The 24,988-nt window shown below is 64.6% G+C and carries 22 protein-coding genes; 15 read left to right on the forward strand and 7 right to left on the reverse strand.

Features of this window, described 5'->3' with window-relative positions; translation table 11 throughout:
- Positions 1–29: 29 nt before the first annotated feature.
- The 3 genes from ACQCS0_RS04235 to tmk are packed head-to-tail and all read right to left on the reverse strand — an operon-like array spanning position 30 to position 3,412.
- Entirely contained in the window at positions 30–1,595 is a 1,566-nt protein-coding gene (locus tag ACQCS0_RS04235) for an alpha/beta hydrolase (protein WP_354154637.1), read from the reverse strand.
- 21 nt (positions 1,596–1,616) lie between these two features.
- Positions 1,617–2,759 carry a DNA polymerase III subunit delta' gene (locus ACQCS0_RS04240; protein ID WP_354154636.1) on the reverse strand — a complete coding sequence of 381 codons (1,143 nt, stop codon included), beginning with the start codon at positions 2,757–2,759 and terminating at the stop codon, positions 1,617–1,619.
- The gene (tmk, locus tag ACQCS0_RS04245) at positions 2,756–3,412 is read right to left on the reverse strand and encodes a dTMP kinase (protein ID WP_354154635.1); all 657 of its coding nucleotides are present in this window, start codon (positions 3,410–3,412) and stop codon (positions 2,756–2,758) included. Before tmk ends, ACQCS0_RS04240 begins: the two co-directional genes overlap by 4 nt.
- A gap of 53 nt (positions 3,413–3,465) precedes the next feature.
- Between tmk and ACQCS0_RS04250 the strand changes: the two genes are divergently transcribed.
- A complete protein-coding gene (locus ACQCS0_RS04250) occupies positions 3,466–4,656 on the forward strand; it encodes an aminotransferase class I/II-fold pyridoxal phosphate-dependent enzyme (RefSeq protein WP_354154634.1) in 1,191 nt (396 codons plus the stop codon).
- 9 nt (positions 4,657–4,665) lie between these two features.
- Positions 4,666–5,016, forward strand: coding sequence for a DUF2516 family protein (locus ACQCS0_RS04255; protein WP_354154633.1), 351 nt, complete (start codon positions 4,666–4,668; stop codon positions 5,014–5,016).
- A 73-nt stretch (positions 5,017–5,089) separates the two neighbouring features.
- Here the strand turns inward: ACQCS0_RS04255 and ACQCS0_RS04260 are convergent, their stop codons facing one another.
- Positions 5,090–5,950, reverse strand: coding sequence for a class I SAM-dependent methyltransferase (locus ACQCS0_RS04260; RefSeq protein WP_354224109.1), 861 nt, complete (start codon positions 5,948–5,950; stop codon positions 5,090–5,092).
- Positions 5,951–6,080: 130 nt separating this feature from the next.
- On the opposite strand from ACQCS0_RS04260, the gene ACQCS0_RS04265 reads away from it, so the two are divergent.
- Positions 6,081–6,827, forward strand: a complete 747-nt coding sequence (locus ACQCS0_RS04265; RefSeq protein WP_354154631.1) for a phosphoglyceromutase — start codon at positions 6,081–6,083, stop codon at positions 6,825–6,827.
- A gap of 147 nt (positions 6,828–6,974) precedes the next feature.
- Here ACQCS0_RS04265 and phoU read toward each other — a convergent pair whose 3' ends face one another.
- Positions 6,975–7,628, reverse strand: a complete 654-nt coding sequence (phoU, locus tag ACQCS0_RS04270; RefSeq protein ID WP_354154630.1) for a phosphate signaling complex protein PhoU — start codon at positions 7,626–7,628, stop codon at positions 6,975–6,977.
- Between the two features lie 202 nt (positions 7,629–7,830).
- Between phoU and ACQCS0_RS04275 the strand changes: the two genes are divergently transcribed.
- Together ACQCS0_RS04275 and ACQCS0_RS04280 are read left to right on the forward strand one after the other, a co-directional pair.
- Entirely contained in the window at positions 7,831–9,039 is a 1,209-nt protein-coding gene (locus ACQCS0_RS04275) for an ATP-binding protein (protein ID WP_354154784.1), read from the forward strand.
- Positions 9,036–9,716 carry a response regulator transcription factor gene (locus tag ACQCS0_RS04280; RefSeq protein ID WP_185262586.1) on the forward strand — a complete coding sequence of 227 codons (681 nt, stop codon included), beginning with the start codon at positions 9,036–9,038 and terminating at the stop codon, positions 9,714–9,716. Before ACQCS0_RS04275 ends, ACQCS0_RS04280 begins: the two co-directional genes overlap by 4 nt.
- 90 nt (positions 9,717–9,806) lie before the next feature.
- Here ACQCS0_RS04280 and ACQCS0_RS04285 read toward each other — a convergent pair whose 3' ends face one another.
- Positions 9,807–10,352 carry a hypothetical protein gene (locus tag ACQCS0_RS04285; RefSeq protein WP_426939523.1) on the reverse strand — a complete coding sequence of 182 codons (546 nt, stop codon included), beginning with the start codon at positions 10,350–10,352 and terminating at the stop codon, positions 9,807–9,809.
- Between the two features lie 270 nt (positions 10,353–10,622).
- Between ACQCS0_RS04285 and ACQCS0_RS04290 the strand changes: the two genes are divergently transcribed.
- From ACQCS0_RS04290 to ACQCS0_RS04325, 8 genes are all read left to right on the forward strand, one after another.
- On the forward strand, positions 10,623–11,105 hold the full coding sequence (locus tag ACQCS0_RS04290) for a CarD family transcriptional regulator (RefSeq protein ID WP_026266570.1): 483 nt from the start codon (positions 10,623–10,625) through the stop codon (positions 11,103–11,105).
- 145 nt (positions 11,106–11,250) lie between these two features.
- On the forward strand, positions 11,251–12,057 hold the full coding sequence (gene ispD, locus ACQCS0_RS04295) for a 2-C-methyl-D-erythritol 4-phosphate cytidylyltransferase (protein ID WP_354154628.1): 807 nt from the start codon (positions 11,251–11,253) through the stop codon (positions 12,055–12,057).
- A gap of 17 nt (positions 12,058–12,074) precedes the next feature.
- Positions 12,075–12,557 (forward strand): 2-C-methyl-D-erythritol 2,4-cyclodiphosphate synthase, encoded by a 483-nt coding sequence (gene ispF, locus ACQCS0_RS04300; protein WP_354154783.1) that lies wholly within the window; start codon positions 12,075–12,077, stop codon positions 12,555–12,557.
- A gap of 71 nt (positions 12,558–12,628) precedes the next feature.
- Positions 12,629–14,086, forward strand: coding sequence for a cysteine--tRNA ligase (gene cysS / locus ACQCS0_RS04305; RefSeq protein ID WP_426939198.1), 1,458 nt, complete (start codon positions 12,629–12,631; stop codon positions 14,084–14,086).
- A gap of 68 nt (positions 14,087–14,154) precedes the next feature.
- Positions 14,155–15,144, forward strand: coding sequence for a 23S rRNA (guanosine(2251)-2'-O)-methyltransferase RlmB (rlmB, locus tag ACQCS0_RS04310; protein ID WP_282330035.1), 990 nt, complete (start codon positions 14,155–14,157; stop codon positions 15,142–15,144).
- Between the two features lie 187 nt (positions 15,145–15,331).
- Entirely contained in the window at positions 15,332–17,443 is a 2,112-nt protein-coding gene (gene glgX / locus ACQCS0_RS04315) for a glycogen debranching protein GlgX (RefSeq protein ID WP_354154782.1), read from the forward strand.
- Positions 17,444–17,461: 18 nt separating this feature from the next.
- Positions 17,462–17,947 carry a ribonuclease domain-containing protein gene (locus ACQCS0_RS04320; protein WP_354154626.1) on the forward strand — a complete coding sequence of 162 codons (486 nt, stop codon included), beginning with the start codon at positions 17,462–17,464 and terminating at the stop codon, positions 17,945–17,947.
- A gap of 8 nt (positions 17,948–17,955) precedes the next feature.
- On the forward strand, positions 17,956–18,312 hold the full coding sequence (locus ACQCS0_RS04325) for a barstar family protein (RefSeq protein ID WP_282330038.1): 357 nt from the start codon (positions 17,956–17,958) through the stop codon (positions 18,310–18,312).
- 30 nt (positions 18,313–18,342) lie between these two features.
- Here ACQCS0_RS04325 and glgP read toward each other — a convergent pair whose 3' ends face one another.
- A complete protein-coding gene (gene glgP, locus ACQCS0_RS04330; RefSeq protein WP_354154625.1) occupies positions 18,343–20,961 on the reverse strand; it encodes an alpha-glucan family phosphorylase in 2,619 nt (872 codons plus the stop codon).
- Positions 20,962–21,113: 152 nt separating this feature from the next.
- On the opposite strand from glgP, the gene ACQCS0_RS04335 reads away from it, so the two are divergent.
- Positions 21,114–23,195: an alpha-1,4-glucan--maltose-1-phosphate maltosyltransferase gene (locus ACQCS0_RS04335; RefSeq protein WP_354154624.1), complete on the forward strand. Its 2,082-nt coding sequence runs from the start codon at positions 21,114–21,116 to the stop codon at positions 23,193–23,195.
- Positions 23,192–24,988 carry a maltose alpha-D-glucosyltransferase gene (treS, locus tag ACQCS0_RS04340; RefSeq protein ID WP_354154623.1) on the forward strand — a complete coding sequence of 599 codons (1,797 nt, stop codon included), beginning with the start codon at positions 23,192–23,194 and terminating at the stop codon, positions 24,986–24,988. Before ACQCS0_RS04335 ends, treS begins: the two co-directional genes overlap by 4 nt.

Raw genomic sequence — 24,988 nt, forward strand, 5'->3', positions numbered from 1 at the left:
GCCCGGGTCAAAATGGGGTTCGAAAAACGTCAGCAGACCGTGTTGTCGGTGGGAACCGTTCCGTCCACGAGGTACTTGTCCACGGCATCTTCGATGCAGCTGTTGGCCCGGCCGTAAGCGGTGTGGCCTTCTCCCTGCCAAGTCAGCAGCGAGGCGTTGCCCAGCTGTTTGCGCAGGGACGCCGCCCATTCCACGGGGGTGGCAGGGTCTCCGGTGGTTCCGACAACTACAATCGGGGCTTCGCCGGCATATTCCACCGGGGCAGGAGTCCGCAGGCTTTTATACGGCCAGTCCAAACAGTTGGTGCCGCCGTAGGCGAAGAAGTAGCCCAGAGTGGGGGAGGCCTGCATAAGCCGTTGTTGTTCGGCGCGCATCGCTGCCGTGTCGGACACCATGGGGTAGTCCAGGCAGTTGATGGCGCCAAAGGCGAAAGTCGAGTTGGACGTGTACTTCCCGTCGGCGCCGCGGTCAGCGCCGAGGTCGGCCAGACGGAGCATCAGGCTCACGTCGCCCGTAGTGGCGGCCTCCAGGGCCTGGGTCAGGGCAGGCCAGCTCTGGTCGTTATACAGCGGGGTGATGAGGCCACTGACGAACATCGTGGCGTTCACCAGGCGGCCGTCCTTGGCCAGCCTGGGTGTCGACTGGACGGCGTTGATGATGTCGCGGATCTGTTGGACGCCGCTGTCCACGTTCCCGGTGAGCGGACACGAGGATTCCTGCTGGCAGCTTGCCACATAGGCCCTGATGGCCTTTTCGAAGGCCACCGCCTGGCCGCTGGTCAGCTCCTCGTTGCTGATGGAAGGATCCAGGGCACCATCGAGGACCATCCGGCCCACATTGTCCGGGAACAGTGAGGCGTAGGTGGAACCGAGGAACGTGCCGTAGGAGTACCCCAGGTAATTGAGCTTCGCGTCGTTGACCACAGCCCGCAGGACGTCCAGGTCCTTGGCCGCGCTGACCGTGTCCACATGGCCCAGTACAGGCCCGGTCTTTTCGGCGCACTGCTCCGCGATGGCCTTGTTGTCAGCCAACGCGGCGGCCAGCCCGGCGTCGGTATCCAGGGCGTAGACCTTGGCCCGTGACGCGTCCCGTTCGGCATCCGTCAGGCAGGTCACCGGGGCGGAGCGTTTGACGCCGCGCGGGTCGAATCCCACCAGGTCGTAGCTGGCCCGGACGGACTGCGAGAAGTGCGTTCCTGCCGCATCCTTGACGAAGTCGTAGCCTGACCCGCCCGGACCGCCAGGATTGACCAGTAGGCTGCCGGTTTTCTTGCCCGTGCTGGGAGCCCGCAGCGCAGCTATTTGGATCGTGTCGCCATCCGGCTTCGCGTAGTCCATGGGCACGGTGACCTTGGCGCACTGGAAGCCGTTTTCGCAAGGCTCCCACACGACCTCCTGGGCATAGAAAGCATCCAATCCGGCGGGCGCGGACGCCACGATGGACGGGTCTGCCTTGGCCCTGGGAGGGGCTGCGGCCGGGGTATTCCCGCCCAGGAGGCTGCACGAGGCCAGCGTCAGGGCCAGGATCAGGGCGCCGGCAGCCCGCAGCCCAATCACCAGGGATCGGGAGCGTGCGGGCAGGGGGCGTGCAGTCATCGAGCGGTCTCCTAGTAGTTGCTAGATCAGGCTGGCTGCCATCGACTCAATGGTCAATAGCGGAGCAACGTTAGTGGTGGTAATTCGTTGGCGGGCTTTGTTGATCGCGTCCATGCGGGCGAGGGTGGTCTCCGGGGCAGACCGGGCAGCGAATTCCTCCAGCTCACCCGTGAGCTCAACGTTCACCAGCTCCACGGCGTTCCCGAACTGGATGATCAGCACATCCCGGTAGAACGAGAGGAGGTCCGTCAGTGTCCGGTCCAGGGAGTCCGTGATGGATCGCTTGGCCCGCCGTTTCTGGTCGTCTTCCAGCTGCCTGACCTGGCTGCGCAGCGATGGCGGGAGCATCCCTGACTCCGGGGCGCCCAGGGTGGCCAGCAGCGCAGCCCTCTCGGCGGCGTCGCGCTCTTCATTGGAACTGCTGGCTTCCGCGGTGGCGATCTTCACCAGCTTGTCCGCCATCATCACCGCCGCGGTCACACCGCGCAGACCCAGCGGGAATCTCACGGTTTCCAGCCGGCGTTCCCTCGCCTCAGGGTCCCGCGCCAGCCGGCGGGCGATCCCAACATGGCTTTGCGCCGCGCGGGCCGCACGTTCGGCGAGGACCGGATCCACCCCGTCGCGCTTGACCAGCAAAGCGGCGACGTCGGCGGCCGGAGGAAGGCGCAGGGCCACAGTGCGGCAGCGCGAACGGATGGTCACCAGGACGTCAGCGGGCGATGGTGCGCACAGCATCCAGATGGTCCGCGGAGTGGGTTCCTCGATGGCCTTCAGCAACACGTTGGTGGTCCGCTCGGCCATGCGGTCGGCGTCTTCCACCACAATGATGCGCCAGCGCCCGGAAGAGGGCCGGTTGCCCGCCTTGGAGACCAGGTCGCGGGCTTCATCGATGGTGATGGTGACCTTCTCGGTCCTGACGTAGGTCACGTCCGAATGGGTTTCGCCGAGGATGGTCAGGCAGGCTGGACACTCGCCGCAGCCGCGCCTGGCGACGTCGTCCTGGTCGCAGTTGAGGGCCGCCGCGAAGGCCTTCGCGGCGTTGGAACGCCCGGAGCCGGGCGGGCCGGTGAACAGCCAGGCATGGGTCAGTCCCTCTCCCCGCGAGGCCTGCCGGAGCTGTTCGACGACGGCGGGCTGGCCCTGAAGGTCGTCCCAGACAGTCACGCGGCGCCCCTGCCTGCAGACGCGAGCAGGGTATCCACCCGGGCGAGGATGCGCGCGGACAGTTCGGCGACAGGCAGGTCCGCCGGCAGGACCAGATAGGCCGCCGGCCGGCCGGCGGCCAGTGCGAGGAACGCTCCGCGGATTGTTGAATGGAACTCATCGGCCTCTGACTCAAGGCGGTCTTCGGCCGCGTCGCCGGCTGTTCGGCGGCGGCGGCCGTCAGCGGGATCCACGTCCAATAACACCGTGAGATCGGGCTGCAGCCCCGTCGTCGCCCATTCGTTGAGGGTACGCACGGCATCGGCACCCAGATCCCGGCCGGCCCCCTGGTACGCCACGGACGAATCAATATAGCGGTCCGTCAGGACAACCTCGCCGCGTGCCAGCGCCGGGCGGATGACCTGGCTGGCATGGGCTGCGCGGGAGGCGGCGAAGATGAGGGCCTCGGTGTGGGCGTCGATGTGGCCATGGCCGTGGTCCAGGACCAGGGCGCGCAGTTTTTCGCCAATGGGCGTCCCGCCGGGTTCGCGGGTCCGCAGGACCGTCAGGCCACGTGTTTCCAGGGTTTCGGCAAGCCGGCCAGCCTGGGTGGACTTGCCGGCGCCGTCGCCGCCCTCGAAGGCGATGAAAAATCCAGGGCTGTTGGTGGTCACTGCTCAAGACTACCGACTTCGGACACCGCTGCACGTCCAAGTACGCTTTCTCCATGAGTCTCCCGGAACAGTACGCAGCCTCCCTCTCGGCCGAAACCGTGGTGGTTGCCGCCGGCCGGCCGCCGCGTGAACGGGACGAGCCCGTCAACCCGCCCATCGTGCTGTCCTCGACATACTTCGGCACAGGAGCGCTGGGCGACGGGGACCGGGGCTATGGCCGCTATTCCAACCCCACCTGGGATCCCTTTGAGGAGGCCCTGGGCCAGCTTGAAGGATCCGACCTGCCCGGTCTGCTCTACGCGTCCGGACTCGCAGCCGTCAGTTCCGCGCTGTCCCTACTGCCCGCCGGAGGCGTCCTGGTGATGCCATCGCACAGCTACGCGGGCTCGCTGGTGATGGCCACGGAGCTGGCGCAGAAGGGCTTCCTGGAACTGCGGACGGTGGATATCGTGGACACAGACGCGGTCAAAGCACAGCTCGCCCCGCAGGGCCCGGACGCCAAGGCAGCCAGGATGCTGTGGCTTGAGAGCCCCACCAACCCCATGCTGGGCATCGCCGATATCCGGGAACTTACTGCGGCGGCCCATCGGGTGGGCGCCATTGTGGTCACGGACAATACGTTCTCAACGCCGCTGGTCCAGCAGCCGCTGAGCCTGGGTTCAGACGTCGTTCTTCACTCGGTGACCAAATACCTGGCCGGGCACTCCGACGTCGTCCTCGGTGCCCTGGTGACCTCCAACCCCGACATCCGGGCAGCGCTGTTGCACCACCGCATAATCCATGGCGGTATTGCCGGGCCGTTCGAGGCATGGCTGGCACTGCGCGGGCTGCGGACGCTTGCCCTGCGTATTGACAGGTCGCAGGCATCCGCCGCGGTCCTGGCCGAACGCCTCAGCGTGCACCCACTGATCGACAGCATCCGGTTCCCGGGCCTGCCCGCGGATCCCGGCCACGAACGGGCCAAGACCCAGATGACGGGTTTCGGTTCGATTGTGTGCGTGCAGATCGCGCCCGTTGCCGGCCTGAGCGGTGCGGATGCCGCGGATAAGCTGGTCCGCGCGCTGCAGCTCTGGCTCCCGGCCACATCCCTGGGCGGGGTGGAATCGCTGATCGAACGGCGCCGCCGCCACTCCGCTGAGCCGCTGAGTGTTCCGGACAATCTGGTGCGGCTGAGCGTCGGCATTGAGAATATTGAGGACCTCTGGGCCGATTTGAAGCAGGCACTGGACTCGCTGGGCCGCTAGGCTTGGACGGTGGACGGTGAACTGATAATTCGGCCTGTAGAGCTGGCAGTGTTTTTTATCCTTGCCCTGGTGGCATTCGGACTTGAAGTGTGGGCTCTGCTGGACTGCGTCAGGCACAAGTCCGCCGCCTTTGAAGCGACGGGCAAACGAACCAAGACCTTCTGGCTGGCACTGACCGGCGGCGCCACCCTGATCGGCGCCATCTCGCTCTTCAGTGGCGGCGGAATCTTCGGCACACTTGGCCTCTTTGGGCTCGCGGCCGTGGTTTCAGCCTCGGTGTACCTCGCCGACGTCCGGCCGGCGGTCAAGGACGCGGGCCGCGGCGGCAGCCGCAACACGGGGCCCTACGGCGGCTGGTAGTCCCCACCGGCCCCCTCAGGTCGCAAGCTCGCTGAGGGAACCCTGCCGGCGTGGGCCCACCACCGGCCGCCACCTAACCCAGTGGCGCCACAGCATCCCAGGCCACCGTCAGTTCGCCCAGGCGCCACCGCGACGGCCCGTCCTGAAGCGGCCACCCGCTGTCGAGCAGTGCCTTGCACATGGCGTGCCAGCGCTGCCTGTTACCGAATGACGCCAGCGGCGCCGACTCCAGCCAGGCCCGGTCCATGGCTTGCATCAGCCGGTGAACAGGCTCACCGGGAACGTTGCGGTGGATCAGCACCTTCGGCAGCCGCTCGGCAATTTCCGAGGGCAGGTCAAAGCTGCCGAACCGCACGGACATGCTCAGGGACAACGGCCGCTCGGCGTCGAGGGCAACCCACGTCACGCGCCGCCCGATCTCATCGCAGGTCCCGTCGATAAAGAGCCCGCCGGGGGCAAGCCGGCCCTGGACCAGCCGCCAGATCCCCGCCACGTCAGCCTCTTCATACTGCCGCAGGACGTTGAACGCGCGGACCAACACCGGGCGCCCGGGCAGCGGCAGCTCGAAACCGCCCACCTGGAAGCTCAGGCCCGGCCTTTCAAGCATTTTGGCCACCCGGACGCGCTCCGGCTCGATTTCGATGCCACACACCCGCACGTCCGGCCGGACGGTGCGGAGGCGTTCAAAGAGTTCGACGGCGGTGGCCGGCGTTGCACCGTAGCCCAGATCAACCACGAGTGGGTCTTCTGCGGCGCGCAGGCGCGAGGCCTGGGGGCCGGTGAGCCAGCGGTCCACCCGCCGCATCCGGTTGGGATTGGTGGTGCCCCGGGTGACGTTTCCAACAGGCGTGCCTGGCTTGGCGGGTTTGGCTGGCCCGCCGGCGGTTCTGCCCGAGATCTGGGCGTTTGCCACCCGTTCAGCTTTTTGCACCACCGCCCCACTGTATCTTCCAACGCGGAGTCACTTACGGCCCATCCAACGCTCCGCCATGGGCCGTAAGTGACCCCGCGTTGCAGAACGTAACGCCCGGCGGCGCCTCAGCAGATCAATTAGGATAAAAATCATGACTTACAAGCTGATTCTGCTGCGCCACGGCCACAGCGAATGGAACGCCAAGAACCTGTTCACCGGCTGGGTGGACGTTGACCTGAACGACCAGGGCCGCGAGGAAGCAGCACGCGGCGGCGAGCTCCTGGTTGAGAACGATCTTCTCCCGGATGTCCTCTACACCTCGCTCCTGAAGCGGGCCATCAACACCGCCAACAGCGCCCTGGACAAGGCAGACCGCGGCTGGATCCCCGTCAAGCGGGACTGGCGCCTGAACGAACGCCACTACGGCGCCCTGCAGGGCAAGGACAAGGCACAGACCCTGGCCGAATACGGCGAGGACCAGTTCATGGAATGGCGCCGGTCCTACGACACCCCGCCGCCGCCCCTGGCCGATGACTCCGAGTTTTCCCAGGCCCGCGACCCCCGTTACGCGGACCTCGGCGACTCACTGCCCCGCACCGAGTGCCTCAAAGATGTCCTGGTCCGCCTGCTTCCTTACTGGGAATCAGATATCAAGGAAGACCTCAAGGACGGCAAAACGGTCCTGGTCACCGCCCACGGCAACTCGCTGCGCGCCCTGGTCAAGCACCTGGACGGCATCAGCGACGACGCCATCGCCGGCCTGAACATCCCGACGGGCATCCCGCTGGTCTACGACCTGGACGAGGACTTCCAGCCGGTCAAGCCGGGCGGCACCTACCTGGACCCGGACGCTGCTGCGGAAGCCATCCTGGCAGTGGCCAACCAGGGCAAGAAGTAGGACTCCGCAGGTTCTTCGCCGAGTGCTCGGTCGTTCCTCCCTTAGACGCACTCCGGCCGAAGAACCCGCTGCGTTGACGGTTAATTGACGACGGCGGGTCGGTCACCTCAGGTGACCGACCCGCCGTCGTATGTGGTTCCGGAGTAGCTAGAAGCCCTGCGGCTGCCATTCGCCGGTGACCAGGTATGTGACCTTGCGGGCCACCGACACACCGTGGTCGGCGAAGCGTTCGAAGTAGCGGCTCGCAAGGGCCACATCCACCGTGGTGGCGGGGGACTCGGCCCAGTCCGGCGCGGCGATCGCCTTGAAAACGCTCAGGTGAAGGTCGTCGATGGTGCTGTTGGCCTTGAGGATGTCGCGGGCTACTTCGAGGTCCCGGGACTCCAGCAGCACAATGAGCTTGTCCGCGATCAGTTGGTCCTGCTCGGCCATTTTGTTAAACGTCTCCGTCATGGAGGCAGGAATCACAGTCGACGGGAAGCGCAGCCGGGCCAGCTGGGCGATGTGGCGGGCCAGGTCACCCATCCGCTCCAGGGAAGCGCTCATGCGCAGGGAACCCACGATCATCCGCAGATCGCTGGCCACCGGCCCCTGCAGGGCAAGGATATCGATGGCACGCTCATCGAGACTGGTCTGCAAAAAGTCGATACGGGCGTCCGCGGCAATGACATCCTCCGCCAGATCAACGTCGGCAACCTGGAAGGACGTAGCGGCCTTCCCCATTGCCTCGCTGACCAGCTTCGAAATCTCCACCAGCTGCTCACCCACCTGGGTCAGCTCTTCCTGAAAAACCTTACGCACGTGGGCGTCCTTTCTTTGGAACTCCGCCCCTCACGTGGCAGACGGAACTCTTGTCGCCATTCGGCACTCCAACGTATAACGCTGTCAGCGTCCGGTAAACGTTAAGTCGCTTGTAGATGAACGTTAGTTGAACCGTCTCCCCTAAGGACCAAGACGCACCGTCCGGCAATGAACCACGGCCTAAGCTGGAGCTGTGGATCCTATGCTCATCGGTGTCATCGCCGGCCTGGTCGGCCTGTCACTCGGCACTTTTGGTGTGCTCGCCTTCAGGATCAGTGAAAAGCAGCGCAAGCTTGTCGACGTCGACATGGACGAACCTGCCTTGCCTGCCGGCGCCGCGGAGGTGCTGGCCGTCGTCGGACGGGCTTTTGTAGTGGTGGACGCCGTGGACGGTGTGGTGCGGGCCAGCCCCGCAGCTTATGCGTACGGACTGGTACGCGGCCATACGGTGGTCCACAAGGAGCTGCTGGACATGACGGCCGGAGTGCGCCGCGACGGCGTGATCCTGGAGAAAAAGCTGGAGCTGCCGCGTGGCCCGCTGGGCCAGGGAACCATCATCGTGCAAGTCCGGGCAGCCATGCTCGGCGAGGAATATATTGTCCTGCTGGCCGACGACCGCACCGAAATCACCCGCACTGAGGAGATCCGCAACGACTTTGTGGCCAACGTGTCCCACGAGCTGAAGACCCCGGTGGGCGCAATTTCCCTGCTGGCCGAGGCGCTGGAGTCCTCAGCCGACGACGAACAAGCTGTTCGCCGTTTCGCCAAGCGGATGCACAAGGAATCGGGCCGCCTGGCCGCGCTGGTCCAGGACATCATCGAACTTTCCCGCCTCCAGGGTGCCAGCGTCTCCCAGGAGGGCAAGGCAGTGGACATCAACACGGTCATCACCGAAGCAGTGGACCGCTCCCAACTCCCCGCCGAAAGCAAGAACATCCGGATCGTAGTGGGTGACCGGGTTGAAGCAACTGTCTTCGGCGACCGGGACCTGCTGGTGACCGCACTGCGTAACCTGATCGACAACGCCATCCGCTACTCCCCGGAAAACACCAGGGTGGGCGTGGGCGTCCGGTCCAAGGAGGGGCTGATTGCCGTTTCCGTCACGGACCAGGGCGAGGGCCTGACCCCGGAGGACCAGGAGCGCGTGTTTGAGCGTTTCTACCGGGTGGATGCGGCGCGTTCGCGCCACACGGGCGGAACGGGCCTGGGCCTGAGCATTGTCAAGCACGTTGCCTCCAACCACGGCGGTGAAGTGACCTTGTGGTCCCGGCCCGGCCAGGGTTCCACTTTCACCCTGCGGCTGCCTGAGATGGAAAGCCGGGACGAACCGGATACTGCAGGTGCCAAACAACGAGTCGTACCCGAGCGTGTTAAAGAACGCGGTGTACATGAGCAAGGAGCCAGCTCTTGAGCAGGATTTTGATTGTTGAAGACGAAGAATCTTTCAGTGATCCGTTGTCCTATTTGTTGGGCAAGGAGGGATTCGAGGTTGAGGTTGTAGACAACGGCTTGGACGCCATCACCGAATTCGACCGTAATGGGGCTGATCTGGTGTTGCTGGATCTGCAGCTACCCGGCCTGTCAGGCACTGAGGTCTGCCGCCAGCTGCGGCAGCGCTCCAGCGTTCCGGTCATCATGCTGACGGCCAAGGACTCCGAGATAGACAAGGTGGTTGGCCTGGAGCTGGGTGCTGACGACTACGTCACCAAGCCCTATTCCTCCCGCGAGCTTGTGGCCCGCGTGCGGGCCGTGCTCCGCCGGCAGGGTGAACCTGAGGAGCTCATCTCCGCCACGGTGCAGGCCGGACCTGTCCGGATGGATATCGAACGGCATGTGGTCAGCGTGGAGGGACAGCAGGTCCTCTTGCCACTGAAGGAATTCGAGCTGCTGGAAATGCTGCTGCGCAATTCCGGCCGCGTGCTGACCCGCGGGCAGTTGATCGATCGGGTCTGGGGTTCGGACTATGTGGGGGACACCAAAACCCTTGATGTGCACGTCAAGCGGCTGCGCGGCAAGATCGAGCCGGACCCGTCCGTGCCCCGCTACCTGGTAACAGTCCGCGGCCTGGGCTACAAGTTCGAGCCGTAGGCTTCCCTACCGGTAAGGCATACAAAGCTTCAAGTGCACAAAAGGAGGGTCTCCCCGCGGGGAGACCCTCCTTTTGTGCTTTGTTGCTGTTTAGTGGGCCGCGGCTGTGCCGGTGGCCGACGGCGACGGGCTGGGTGTGGCGGAACCGGTCGGTTCGCTGCCAGCCGGCAGGTACTCCTTGTACTCCGCCAGCGAATCATCCAGGACAGGGATCCGGACAGTCTTGCTCACGTTGGTGCCGTCTTCAGTGACCTTGACGTCCACAAGTGAACCGGCGATGCCGCCGCTGGTGCTGAGCATGGCCTTGTCCGTGGAGTCGTTGAGCAGGGTGTAGGAGTTGGCTTTCACCGGCACCTGTGTCTGCGAACCCTCGGCACCGTTGACCGTGAGCTTGACGTCCTTTGAAGAGGAGTTGTAAACCGCGCCGAGCAGGCGGCCGGGCTTGTCTTCGCCGGCGGAGACTATCAGCATGTTGCGCAGCTGCAGCGGACCCAGGTCGGCGCGGATACCGTCCGACGCCGCGTACTGGTGAGAAGTCTGTTGGGGGTTGATGTAGCCACAGCCGGTCATCGTCGCCAGGACGAGGGCCAGGGATCCTGCCGCCAGTGCCAGTTTTCCGCCCTGGGCCCGGTTCATCGCAGTGAAACGCACGTCACGTACTCCTCGAGAGTCTTGAAACATTATTCAGCCATAGCCTAACGGCAAACCGGGCCAAACGAGGATTCCGTGCGGTCACATTGCCCTTGGCAGCAGGCCGCGCATGCACTATTATCTGCATCCGTCAAGGGGTCCAAGGGGGTCTATTCTGCCCATTTTCCGCGTATTTCCGGGGTTCCGGGGCCGGTTGGAGGCCAGTCATATGCCTGGATCGTGATAAACTGGTCTGCGGGAAAGGGGAATGTTTACATGGTATTTGAGGTCGGCGAGACAGTAGTTTACCCTCACCACGGTGCTGCAAAAATTGAAGAAATCAAGATGCGCACTGTCAAGGGCGAAGAGAAAATGTATCTCAAGCTCAAGGTGGCTCAGGGTGATCTGACCATTGAAGTTCCAGCAGAGAACGTTGACCTTGTTGGGGTCCGTGACGTTGTGGGCAAGGAAGGTCTGGAGCACGTATTTGACGTGCTGCGGGCCGAGTTTACTGAAGAACCCACCAACTGGTCGCGCAGATACAAGGCAAATCTGGAGAAGCTTGCTTCCGGTGACGTCATCAAGGTAGCAGAGGTTGTTCGCGACCTCTGGCGCCGTGATCACGATCGGGGCCTTTCCGCAGGTGAGAAGCGCATGCTGGCCAAGGCCCGTCAGATTCTGATTTCAGAACTTGCATTGGCTGAAAAGACTGATGAAGAGAAGGCTGCAAGCGTTCTCGACGAGGTCCTGGCTTCCTAAGAATTGAACCCCGGGGGCACGCAAGTGCCTCCGGGGCTTCTTTTTGCCCTTTTTCGGACCACGATCGGACCACGTCCGATGCGCCAGGCGCGTCGGACGGTCGGGATTCGGCAGGCCGGGCAGGCGGGCACGTAGGCTGGGCAGCATGAACAACGGACTTCCGCGCCCCGTCACCGCCGTCGTCATAGTGGCTGCCGGTTCCGGCGAACGGTTGGGTTATGGCATACCCAAGGCGCGTGTGCCACTGGGGAGCGACACCATCCTCACCCATGCCCTCCGGGGCGCCGCCGCAGCCGGCGTTGCACGCCAGATCTGTGTGGCCCTTCCGCCCGGCGATGCCGTCCTGCAGGAATTGTGCGAGGACTTCGCCGAGGAACTCCGGGCAGCGCACGACGGAAACCCGGACAGCGCTCCTCCTGTTCTGACAACGGTCGACGGCGGCGCCACCCGTGCCGCGTCCGTCCGGTCAGCGTTGGCCGCCTTGCTGGACGGCACCGAAGCCGTGCTGGTCCACGACGCCGCCAGGGCGCTGACGCCCGAGTACGTCTTCCACCGGGTAGTTGATTCCCTGGCTGCCGGCGCCGTTGCGGTGATTCCGACGGTACCGGTGGTGGATACAGTGAAGATGGTTACCCCCACCACCGGTGACGACACCAGCATCGCCCCGGAACTCGTGACGGGTACTGCCCCGCGGGAAGAGCTCCGCGCGGTCCAGACACCCCAAGGGTTCCGCCTGTCCACGCTGATCCAGGCCCATCAGGCGGCGTCGGGCTTTGATGAGAAACAAGCGGCCGCGGTCACCGACGACGCGATGCTGGTCGAACTGCTGGACGTTCCGGTGCACGCGGTCCATGGCTCCACGCAGTCATTGAAAATCACCACGCCGCTGGACCTGATTATTGCCGAGGGCCTGCTGGAAGGTCCGCTGGGTATCCGCTGGGTGGAAGGTTAGTCGTGAGTGAAACCAAGATGATCCTGCCCCGCACCGGAATCGGCCTTGATGTCCATGCCTACGCCTCCGATGACCTTCCCCGTCCGCTCTGGCTGGGCGGTCTGTTCTGGGAAGGCGAGCGTGGCCTGGCCGGGCATTCGGACGGAGACCCGGTGGCTCATGCCGCCGCCGACGCACTGTTCTCGGCCGCCGGCATCGGGGACCTCGGTACACACTTCGGCACCGACCGCCCGGAGTTCGCCGGCGCCTCCGGCGTCACGCTGCTGGGAGAGGCGGCCAGGATTGTCCGTGCTGCGGGATTTGAGATCGGCAACGTGGCTGTGCAGTTCGTGGCCACCCGGCCCAAATTCGGCCCACGGCGGGAAGAGTCCCAACGCGTGCTGAGCGAGGCGGCGGGGGCTCCGATCAGTGTCACGGCCACCACCAGCGACGGACTGGGTTTCACCGGCAGGGGCGAGGGCATCTCCGCCATCGCCACCGCTTTGGTCTATCCGCGCTGATACACCCGGGCTGTTCAGTCCGGATAGGGCGTGGGAGCCGGCGCGCAGGCCTTTTCCGCTAATCTGGAGCGGTGACTCTCCGCTTCCATGACACCGCTGCCGCCGAAGTCCGTGACTTCGTTCCCCTCGTCCCGGGAAAAGCGAGCCTGTACTACTGCGGAGCCACCGTGCAGGGCATGCCGCACGTGGGCCACATCCGCTCGGCGATCGCCTTTGACCAGCTCACGCGCTGGCTCGAGTACCGGGGGCTGCGGGTCACCGTGGTCCGCAACGTCACGGACATCGATGACAAGATCCTGACCAAGTCTGCAGAGTCGTTCGCCCCGGACTTCGAAGCCGGCCCGGACGCCGTCCGCGAGGAGGAATGGTGGGCACTGGCCTACCGCTACGAGCAGGCGTTCCTGCAGGCCTACGACACGCTCGGTGTTGCCCGGCCCACCTATGAGCCCCGGGCAACCGGGCATATCCCCGAAATGCATGAGCTGATCCAGCAGCTGATCGACCGGGGTCACGCCTACCCGGCGCTGGACGACTCCGGGGATGTTTATTTCGACGTGCGCTCCTGGGATAAGTACGGGTCACTGACGCGCCAGAACATTGACGACATGCAGGGTGCCCCGGACGCCGATCCCCGGGGCAAAAAGGACCCCCGCGACTTTGCGCTGTGGAAGGGCTCCAAAGACGGAGAGCCGACGACGGCGATCTGGGCGTCGCCCTGGGGCCCCGGCCGCCCGGGCTGGCACCTGGAATGCTCCGCCATGGTCACAAAGTACCTCGGCACCGAGTTTGATATCCACGGCGGCGGACTGGACCTGCGCTTCCCGCACCACGAAAACGAGATGGCACAGTCCCAGGCCGCCGGGCACGGGTTCGCCAACTTCTGGATGCACAACGGCATGGTCACCTACCAGGGCGAAAAGATGTCCAAGTCCATCGGCAACACCATCAGCCCTGCGGAGATGCTGGACCTCGCGTCACCGCGGGTGGTCCGCTACTACCTTGGGCAGGCGCAGTACCGCTCGGTCCTGGACTACCAACCCACGTCCCTGCAGGACGCCGCGGCCGCCGTCGAACGGATTGACGGGTTCATCAGTCGTGCGCTTCGGAGCACTATGACTCATGACGGCGCTGCCGGCTTCTTCAGCTACGGCACCGTCCCGGAGGCTTTTGCCGCGGCCATGGACGATGACCTGAATGTCCCAGCGGCCCTTGCGGTCCTGCACGAGACTGTCCGGGCCGGGAACACCGCGCTCACCGCCGGGGAACTCGACGACGCCCGGCAGGCGCTCGCATTCGTGACCGACATGCTCCGTGTCCTTGGTCTCAGCGCCACCGCGGCGCCCGTCGCCACTGGCCAGGCGGACAGGGCCCTCGAGGTGCTCGTCGAAGCCCAGCTCGCCGCGCGTGCCCAGGCCCGGGCCGGCAAGGACTGGGCAGCCTCCGACGCCATCCGGGACACGCTGAAGGCGGCCGGCGTCGTCGTCGAAGATGGCCCGGAAGGCGCTACCTGGAGCCTGCAAAGGAACTGAACTGGCGATTTTACTTGATTCAGTAGACTGGTAAGCAGACTCAGTCAAACAATCAAGGGTGGAAAATCATGGCCAACAACGGTCGCCGGTCGGTCAAAGCAAAGAAGGGGCCAACCATCGGAACCGGTGGTCATGGCCGCAAGGCTCTGGAAGGCAAGGGCCCCACGCCCAAGGCGGAGGACCGCCCGTACCACAAGGCGCACAAGAGTAAGCAGCTGTCCGAACGTTCGGCCGCCAAGCGCGGCACGGGCGCTCGCAGCGCCGGCGCCTCGCGCTCAGGCCCCAAAGGCCGTGCCACCGAGGAAGTTGTCACCGGCCGTAACTCGGTTGTCGAAGCCCTCCGCGCCGGGATCCCCGCGAAGGCCCTGCACATCGCCATCCGGATTGAAATGGATGACCGTGTCAAGGAGTCGCTGAAGATCGCCGCCGAACGCGGCATTCCGCTGCTCGAGACCGGCAAGATCGAGTTGGACCGCATGACGGAAGACGCCGTGCACCAGGGCCTGGTCCTGCAGATCCCGCCCTACGAGTACCAGGACGCGTACGAGCTGGCCGAGGAAACTGTGGACCGCTGGAAGAAGGGCCACGTAGCCAACGCGCCGCTGTTTGTTGCCCTCGACGGCATCACGGACCCGCGCAACCTCGGCGCCATCATCCGCTCCGTCTCGGCCTTCAGCGGCCACGGCGTCATCGTCCCGGAACGCCGTTCCGTCGGCGTCACGGCATCGGCCTGGAAGACCAGCGCGGGCGCGGCCGTGCGCGTTCCAGTGGCACGTGCCGGCAACCTGAACAGCGCGCTGAAGCAGTTCAAGAACATGGGCATCTTTGTCCTGGGGCTCGACGGCGACGGCGACGTTTCGCTGCCTGCCCTCACCCTGGCCACGGAGCCCGTGTGCATTGTGGTCGGGTCCGAGGGCAAGGGCCTGAGCCGCCTGGTCCGCGAAAACTGCGACCAGATCGTCTCCATCCCGATCAACTCCGCCATGGAATCGCTCAACGCATCCATGGCCGTTGGCATCTCGCTGTACGAAATCTCCAGGCAGCGCGCCGTCAAGTAGTCCTCGCTGCGGCTGCCGCTCCGGTGGGCGAGCCTGTCGAGACCCCTCATGCCACATCACGGCAGGAGGGGTCTTGCTCTCGGGTTGGAACACCCGGCGGCTCCCGGAACACAGCCCCAAGGCCAGCGGGCGGCGTCACAAAAGCGGCAGTGCAGTCCAACAGCCGCTGGCCGCTACCATTGACCTGATGGTCATGCCGCTTTTTGATACCGCTTCCACCAAGGATGCCTCTTCGGCGCACCCGCTCGGTGTCAGCGTTCCGCGCCCGGGTTCGGGGGCGGATCATGCCGCGCAGTCCAGCGCGAATGTGGCCGTGTACGCTCCGGCCGTGGAGAACCTTGAAATCGCCTACAAGGCCGCCGGGGGTGATTGGCATCTTCAAGCCTTGCCCAACGTCACCCACGGCGTGCATCACGGAATTGTTGAGGATTTCCCGTACGGATCGCTGTACGGGTTCCGCGCCACTTCCAAGGCCGAGACGCTGCCGCTGGCAGTTCCCGTTATTGATCTGGACGACGACGGCGGGCAGCCTCTCCTGCTCGATCCCTACGGCCGGGCGGTGGACCAGGGGGAAGGCTTCCTGACGAGTGTCCGGATGGCCGGCGATTTTGACTGGCGCAACGACGAACGGCCCCGGACGCAGTGGCGAAACACCATCATCTATGAGGCGCACGTCCGCGGCCAGAGCATGCTCCACCCCGATGTCCCGGAGGAACTGCGCGGCACGTACGCAGGTATGGCCCATCCGGCCATCATCGAGCATTTCAAGAGCTTGGGTATCACCGCTGTCCAGTTGCTCCCGGTTCACTTCCATCTCGATGAGCTGCACCTGCAGAACCTCGGCCTGACCAACTACTGGGGCTACAACACGGCAGCGTTTTTCGCACCGCACCCGGCCTATGCAACGCAGGCTGCGCAGGATGCCGGACCGCACGCCGTCCAGGACGAGTTCAAGGGAATGGTCAAGCTGCTCCACGCCGCCGGGCTTGAAGTGATTCTCGACGTTGTCTACAACCACACTGCAGAGGGTGGCCCCGACGGCCAGGCCATCAGCTTCCGCGGACTAGGCGATGACACGTACTACCGCACGGACGGCCACGGTAAGTACATCGACACCACGGGCTGCGGCAACACACTGAATTTCGGCCAGCCCCGAGTGGTCCAGCTCGTGCTGGATTCACTCCGGTACTGGGTGGACGAATTCCATATTGACGGCTTCCGCTTCGACCTGGCAGTGACGCTCTGCCGTAATGCGGACAACGACTTTGATCCCCGGCACCCGTTCCTGGTGGCCGTGGCCGCCGATCCTGTGCTGTCCGACGTGAAACTGATCGCCGAGCCCTGGGACGTCGGCTACGGTGGCTGGCAGACGGGACGATTCCCCGGCGGCTGGGTTGACTGGAACGATCACTTCCGGGACGGCGTCCGTTCATTCTGGCTGGCCGACCGTGCGGCCATCGATGCCGGCGGCCAGGGCGGCTCCGTGGCGCGGCTGGCTGATGCCCTGTCGGGATCGGCCGGGCTGTTTGAGGCGTCGGGCCGGTCCCGGCTTGCGTCGGTCAACCTCATCACGGCACACGACGGCTTCACGCTCAACGACCTAGTGTCATACGACCGCAAACACAACGAGGCCAACGGCGAACAGAACCGGGACGGTCACGGGGATAACCGCAGCTACAACCACGGCGCCGAAGGCCGGAGCGAGGACGAAGGCATCGTGGCGAAGCGGGCGCAGTCCCGGCGGAACCTGATGGCATCCCTGATGATCTCCCTCGGCGTGCCGATGATCACCGCAGGTGACGAACTCGCGCACACGCAGCAGGGCAACAACAACGCCTACTGCCAGGACAACCCCTTGGCCTGGCTCGACTGGACGCGGACCCCGGAATCCGCGGAGATGCTCCGCAGCACCAAACGCTATGTCCGACTGCGCAAGGAGTTCCTGGCGAGCCAACCCTATGATTTTCCCGCTCGGGATGAGCAGTCCTATCTCTACTGGTTTGACCACGCCGGGCAGCCCATGTCCATGGATCAATGGAATGATCCCCGGCACCGTGTCATGCAGCTCCTGCTTGGCTCTGACGACGGTACGCTGGCAGGTCTCGTGGTGGTCAACGGCAGCACCTCCGACGTGAAGATCACACTTCCGGAACTCAAGAACGACGACGGAACGCCCCGCAGAATCTTTGAACTCCGGCTGACCACCTCGCCACTCCACGAGCTTCGGCAGGGCGTCCGCGTGACGTCCGGCGAGACAGACAGCATCGAGGCAAACTCGATCAACATCTACCGCACGTAACTGCGGAGGGGACCAAGATTGCGCAACCGCTCCTTTGCCCTGCTGCTGACCGTTCTGTTGGCCATAGCGGTGATCGCTTTTGGCGGCAGCGGGCTCCTCGATGCACTGACGGGAGGTTCGACGCCGGCGGCCAGTTCCAGCGCGGCCCCGCGTCCAAGCGCTCTCACGCCCGGTCCCGTGGAGGTTCCAGCCCCGGCGGTAATACCCGCTAACCCAACCGGCCTGCCCGCGGTCAAGGAATCCCAGCTGCCGGACGAAGCCCGGACGATCCTCACCGCGATCCGGGCCGGCGGTCCCTACCGCTACAGCCAGGACAACAAGACGTTCGGCAACTTCGAGCGTATCCTTCCACGGCAGGACTCCGGCTATTACCGTGAGTACACGGTGCCCACACCGGGTGAATCGGACAGGGGAGCCCGACGCATCATCACGGGCTCCGCGGGCGAGAAGTACTACACCCAGGACCACTACGACTCGTTCAAATTCATTGCAGAAGGCAGCTGAACACCCTCATGAAAATTTACTCCGCCGATACCTGGACCATCGAAGAACTCCGGGAACAGGTCGCCGACGCCGGCCGCCGCAGCCTGATGGTCCCCGCTGCCGACAGCAAGAGGGCTGTCCTGGAAACGTTCGGCGAAGTGCTCGCATTCCCTGAGCACTATGGCGTGAACATGGACGCCCTGAACGATTCCCTGCACGATTTCGCGGACAGCATTGGCGAGGACGGGGGCACCCCGGTCACCGTCATCTGGGAGGTGGCCGCAGCGTTCCGCGGTGACCGGTCCTTCGGGATCATCTGCGAGGTCCTCCAGGATGCCGAGAGCTACGCCGGCCGTGACCTGGCGGTCACGGCCGTGCTCCTCTAAATGTGACGCTGCTAGATGTGACGCTGCCCGTCAGGCGTTGACGATCAGCCCCAGCTCGGCTTTGGAAGCCAGTGCCTCGTGCCGGGGCATGACGCGGACGGTGTAGCCGAACGGACCGGACCGGTCGATCAGCAGGGAGCCGCTGAACAGGTGGCGTCCGTCGCCCAGGTCCTCTTTCGAGCTCAGTTCCATCAAGGTGACGTCCGCCAGGGTGTCGCTTTCCTCGGCGCGGCCATAGGCCACCTCCACTGATACATCGTCCGGAGACAGGGTGTGCAGCGCGATGTAGGCGTTCACCTGCAGGGTGTCCCCGATCTGCGGATCCTCGGAAACTCCCACGGAGTCGACATGTTCAACGTGCAGCAGCGGCCACGCGGAACGCACCTTGGCCGTCCACGCCGCGAGGACACGGGCCTGGGCGTAGGAGTCGGCAACTGCCCTGCGTCCGGCCTCGGCTGCCGGGCGGTAGAGCAGGTTGACGTAGTCGTGAAGCATACGCTCGGCGGAAACGGCCGGGCCCAAATGCGACAGCGTGTGCTTGATCATTGACACCCAGTGCGTGGGGACTTTCTCCGTACCCGTGGTGGACGGTCCGGCAGCACCTGCACTGTCAGATACCGTGTTCCCGTAGAAGCGCGGCGCCACCTGCGTTTCCAGGAGTCCATACAGCGCTGCCGCCTCGATGTCGTCCCGCTCCTCGGGGGACGCGTCATTGTTGGCGGTGGGGATCGCCCAGCCATTCTCGCCGTCGTACATTTCATCCCACCAGCCGTCCATCACAGAGAGGTTCAGCGAACCGTTGATGGCGGCCTTCATGCCCGACGTGCCGCACGCCTCCAGGGGGCGGAGCGGGTTGTTGAGCCACACGTCGCAGCCCGGGAAGAGTGTCCTGGCCATCGCAATGTCGTAGTTCGGCAGGAATGCGATGCGGTGGCGGACCTCGGGGTCGTCGGTGAAGCGGACCAGATCCTGGATCATCTTCTTGCCGGCGTCATCTGCCGGGTGGGACTTTCCGGCGATCACGAGTTGGATCGGGTGCTCCGGGTGCAGCAGCAGCGCCTTGAGCCGGTCCGGCTCGCGGAGCATCAGCGTCAGGCGCTTATATGTGGGGACACGGCGGGCGAAGCCGATGGTCAGCACATCGGGGTCCAGGACGCTGTCGGTCCAGCCAAGCTCGGCGTCGGCGGCGCCGCGCTTCTTCCACGCGGCGCGGAGGCGGCGGCGCACGTCCTCCACGAGTGCTGTGCGCATTTCACGGCGCAGCCCCCAGACGTCGGCGTCGCTGACGTTGTAGGCAAGGTCCCAGCGGCCCATGGCTTCGGCCTCGGAGCCGAACTGTTCCCGCGCGAGCCGGGAGATACGACTGTCCACCCAGGTGGGCACGTGCACGCCGTTGGTCACGGACGTGATGGGCACCTCGGAGTGGTCGAACCCGGGCCACAGGGCCGAGAACATCCCGCGGGATACCTCGCCGTGCAGCTTGGCGACTCCGTTGGCCCGCTGTGCCAGCCGGAGCCCCATCACGGCCATGTTGAAAACTGAGGGATTGCCATCGGCGTAGTTTTCCCGGCCCAGTTCAAGGATCCGGTCCACCGGTACCGCGGGCGCGAGCCCGGCCTGGAAGAAGTGGTGGATCTGGGAAATTTCGAAACGGTCGATTCCGGCGGGAACGGGCGTGTGGGTGGTGAAGACCGTTGACGCCCGGCCGGCGGCGAGGGCTTCATCGAAGCTGAGGGCGGCGTCGCCGGCCATCAGTTCCTGGATGCGCTCAATCCCCAGGAAGCCGGCATGGCCCTCATTGGTGTGGAATACTTCGGGCGCCGCGGTTCCGGTGAGCTGCTGGTAGGCGCGCAGGGCCTTGACTCCGCCCATGCCCAGCAGGAGCTCCTGCTGCAGGCGGTGGTCGCCGCCGCCGCCGTAGAGGCGGTCCGTGATGCCGCGGGCCGCGTCGTCGTTGCCGGGAACGTTGGAGTCCAGCAGTAGCAGGGGAACGCGTCCGACGTCGGCACGCCAGATGTGTGCCAGCAGCCGGCGCCCGTTGGGGAGCGGGAGCGAGATCTGCAGGGCCCGGCCGTTGCCGTCGGCGGACGGCTCACGGAGGAGCGTGAGCGGGAGCCCGTCAGGGTCGAGGACCGGATAGGTCTCCTGCTGCCAGGCATCGCGGGAGAGCGATTGCTTGAAGTAGCCGGCCTGGTACAGCAGGCCCACGCCGATCAGGGGCACGCCGAGGTCCGAGGCGGCCTTAAGGTGGTCGCCGGCCAGGATGCCCAGGCCGCCGGAGTACTGCGGCAGGACTTCGGTGATGCCGAATTCGGGGGAGAAATATGCGATGGCGGCGGGGGCTTCCCCGCCCAGGCTCTGATACCAGCGGGGCTGCTCAAGATACCGGTCAAGGTCCTCGGCGGCGGCCCGGACCTGGTCAACGACTGACTGCTCGGCGGCGAGGCGCTGGAACTCTTCGCGGCTGACCCGGCCCAGGAAAATGATGGGATCCTGGCCGGATTCTTCCCAGATGCGGGGGTTCAGTGCCGCGAAAAGTTCCCTGGTGGGCCGGTGCCAGGACCAGCGCAGGTTGGTGGCCAATCGGGCCAGCGGCCTGATGGGTTCCGGGAGGACTGTTCTGACGGTAAATCTGCGGATTGCCTTCACCTGCGCCACACTAACCGACAACATCAACGTCTGGAACCGCTTTGGCTTTCTTTTAGGTAAATGACAGTTGGCGTGGCGGATAAGTCGAATCGCGGGGGCAAAAAGCAGAGCACACTTAGCATTCTGGGCCATTTCTCGCTAACGTCGAGGCTGTGACGACTAACTCAGCAACCCCTGCCGCCTTGAAGAAAAAGCCGAAAGGCAAAATTACCGACGGGCTTAGATTTGGCCGTTTTCCGATCACCGCCGTGCAGCCTGCGGTGGAGGGTGGAAAGTATCCTGCCAAGGCTTTGCCGGGGGAGGGAATTGTGGTGGGCGCCACCGCGTTCCGCGAGGGTCATGACCAGCTGGGTGTCAGCGCGGTCCTCCTGGATCCCCGGGGGAAGGAACGCCAGCGCGTCAGGCTGGCACCGCCCAAAGGGGAACGCGGCCTTGGTACGGACCGCTGGGAGGGCATCCTCACGCCGTCGGCCGTTGGAAACTGGACCTTTCTCATTGAGGCGTGGCACGACCGCTACGGAACCTGGCACCACAACGCCGAGGTCAAGGTGGCGGCAGGCATCGACGTGGAGCTAATGCTCGCCGAAGGTTCGGCGCTGCTCTCAGAAGCGGCGGCCGACGCCTCCCGTAATGCGTCGGACCGGCGCACCCTGCGCATAGCGTCTTCCATCCTGGCCAACGGAGCCCTCACCGATGAGGAACGTCTGGCAGCCGGCTTCGGCGCCGACGTCGCCGGCGTAGTGGAACGCCAGCCGATCCGGGAGCTGGTCACCGTTTCCGAACAGTTCCCGCTGCTGGTGGAGCGCGATCTCGCAGGCCGCGGTGCCTGGTACGAGTTCTTTCCCCGGTCCGAGGGCGCCGTCAGGGACTCCGCTACGGGGGCCTGGACGTCCGGGAATTTCAGGACTGCAGCGAAGCGGCTGGACGCGGTGGCGGAAATGGGCTTCGACGTGCTCTACATGCCGCCCATCCACCCCATCGGCATCCAGCACCGCAAGGGCCCCAACAACACCCTGATCGCCGGCCCGCACGATCCCGGCTCGCCGTGGGCGATCGGCGCCAAGGAGGGTGGCCACGACGCCATCCACCCGGAGTTGGGCTCGTTCGAGGACTTTGACGCCTTTGTTGCCCGCGCTAAGGAACTGGGCCTGGAAGTCGCGCTTGATCTGGCGCTGCAGGCAGCGCCCGACCACCCCTGGGTACTATCCAACCCGGAATGGTTTACCACCCGGGTTGACGGGAGCATCGCGTATGCGGAAAACCCGCCCAAGAAATACCAGGATATTTTCCCGCTCAATTTCGACAATGATCCGGAAGGGCTTGCGAAGGAAATCCTGCGGGTCGTGTTGCTGTGGGTCAGCCATGGCGTGAAGATCTTCCGGGTGGATAATCCGCACACCAAACCGGTGTGGTTCTGGGAATGGCTCATTGGCCAGGTCAACAAAAAGACTCCCGGCGTGGTGTTCCTCGCGGAAGCGTTTACGCGCCCTGCGATGATGCACGCCCTGGGCCGTGCGGGCTTCCAGCAGTCATACACCTACTTCACGTGGCGGAACACCAAGAAGGAATTGGAAACCTATTTCGCGGAGGTCAGCCACGACTCGCCGGCGTATTTCCGGCCCAACTTCTTTGTCAACACGCCGGACATCCTCACGGAATACCTGCAGTTCGGCGGTCCGGCGGCGTTCAAGATCCGCGCCGCATTGGCCGCCACCGCCAGCCCGCTGTGGGGCGTTTACGCCGGCTACGAGCTCTATGAGCATGTTGCCCGCCCCGGTGCGGAAGAGTATATCGACAACGAGAAATTTGAATACAAGGCCCGTGACTGGGACGCTGCCGCAGCCTCAGGCCGGACCCTGGCGCCGTATCTGACCAGGCTCAACGCCATCAGGCACAGCCACCCGGCGCTGTTGGACCTGCAGAACCTCACGGTCCACCAAAGCACCGACGACGCCACGGTGGTGTATTCCAAACACAAGACCCTGCCGGACGGCACCAAGGACACCATCATTGTGGTGGTCAACGTCGATCCGCACGGCACCAGGGAGAGCACCATTTCCCTGGACCTGGCTGCCCTTGAACTTGACCCCGAGGACCTGTCCCCCAACGGCGGGTTCTGGGTGGAGGACCTCATTTCCGGAGAATCCTGGGAATGGGGCGAATACAACTACGTCCGCCTGGATGCGCACGTTGAACCCGCACACATCCTGAGCGTGAGGAGAATTCATCAGTGAGCTTTAACCCGCAGAGTTCCAGCCAGCATTTCACCCCCAAGAGCACATTTGAGCTACATGCGCCGGGCCTGGCCCACGATCCGCTCTGGTATCGTAAGGCCGTCTTCTATGAAGTGCTGGTCCGGGCCTTCGCGGATGCGAACGGCGACGGTTCGGGCGACTTCACCGGCCTGATCGACCGGCTGGACTACCTGCAGTGGCTCGGCATCGATTGCCTGTGGCTTCCACCATTCTTCCAGTCGCCGCTGCGTGACGGCGGCTATGACATCTCGGACTACAATTCCGTCCTGGATGAATTCGGCACCATCAGCGACTTCAAGCGGCTGGTGGCGGAGTCCCATGCCCGCGGCGTCCGGGTCATCATTGACCTGCCGCTGAACCACACCTCGGACCAGCACCCCTGGTTCCAGGAATCGCGCAAGGACCCGGACGGCCCCTTCGGCGACTTTTACGTGTGGAGCGATACGGACGAGAAGTACCAGGATGCCCGCATCATCTTCGTGGACACGGAGGAGTCCAACTGGACGTTCGACCCCATCCGCAGGCAGTTCTTCTGGCACCGCTTCTTCAGCCACCAGCCTGACCTGAACTTTGAAAACCCCAAGGTGATCGAAGCGCTCTTTGACGTGGTCCGTTTCTGGTTGGACCAGGGGATCGACGGTTTCCGGGCGGACGCCATCCCGTACCTCTTCGAGGAGGAGGGGACCAACTGCGAAAACCTGCCGGCCACCCATGACTTCCTGCGCAAGCTGCGGGCCATGGTGGATGAAGGCTACCCGGGCCGCGTCATCATCGCCGAGGCCAACCAGCCGCCCAACGAGGTGGTGGAGTACTTCGGAACAGCAGAAGAGCCCGAGTGCCACATGGCCTTCCACTTCCCCATCATGCCGCGCCTTTACTACGCCCTGCGCGACCAGAAGGCCGCTCCGATCATCGAGACCATGCATGACACTCCGGAGATCCCGGAAGGGGCGCAGTGGGGAACCTTCCTGCGCAACCACGATGAACTGACGCTGGAGATGGTCACTCCCGACGAGCGCGCGGCGATGCTGGGCTGGTACGCGCCGGACCCCCGGATGCGCGCCAACATCGGGATCCGGCGGCGCCTTGCACCGCTGCTGGATAATTCCCGGGCCGAGATCGAACTGATCAATGCCCTGCTGCTGTCGCTGCCTGGCAGCCCGTTCCTGTACTACGGGGACGAGATCGGCATGGGGGACAACATCTGGCTCGACGACCGCGACGCCGTACGCACTCCCATGCAGTGGAATCCGGACCGGAACGCTGGATTCTCCAACGCTGATCCCGGCAAGCTCTACCTGCCGGTCATCCAGTCACTGGTGTACAACTACAACATGGCCAATGTGGAAGCCGAGGCCGCCCACTCCGGCTCGCTGCTCCGCTGGACCCGGCAGATCCTCAGCGTCCGCAAGAACCACCCGGTCTTCGGGCTTGGTGCGTTCAAACATGTCGAAGCGGACCACGACGCCGTGGTGGCATACCTCCGGGAACTTTCGGATGACAACACTGCGGGGCTGCCCGGCGAAACTATTCTGTGCGCCTTCAACCTTTCGCAGCACCCCGTCGCGGCAAAACTGCGGATTCCGCAGTTTGCCGGCCGCGGACTGCGCGATGTGTTCGGGGGGCAACCGTTCCCCGGGATCGACGACGACGGATCATTGACGCTGACCCTGGGAAGCCATGATTTCTTCTGGCTGCGGATCCGCTCTGCGACGTCCAACCCGGCCTCCCCGTACACGCAGGCACTGCCTATCCTGTCCATCGAGAACTGA

The organism is Pseudarthrobacter sp. S6 (genome assembly GCF_050156575.1).
Classification (GTDB): Bacteria; Actinomycetota; Actinomycetes; order Actinomycetales; family Micrococcaceae; genus Arthrobacter.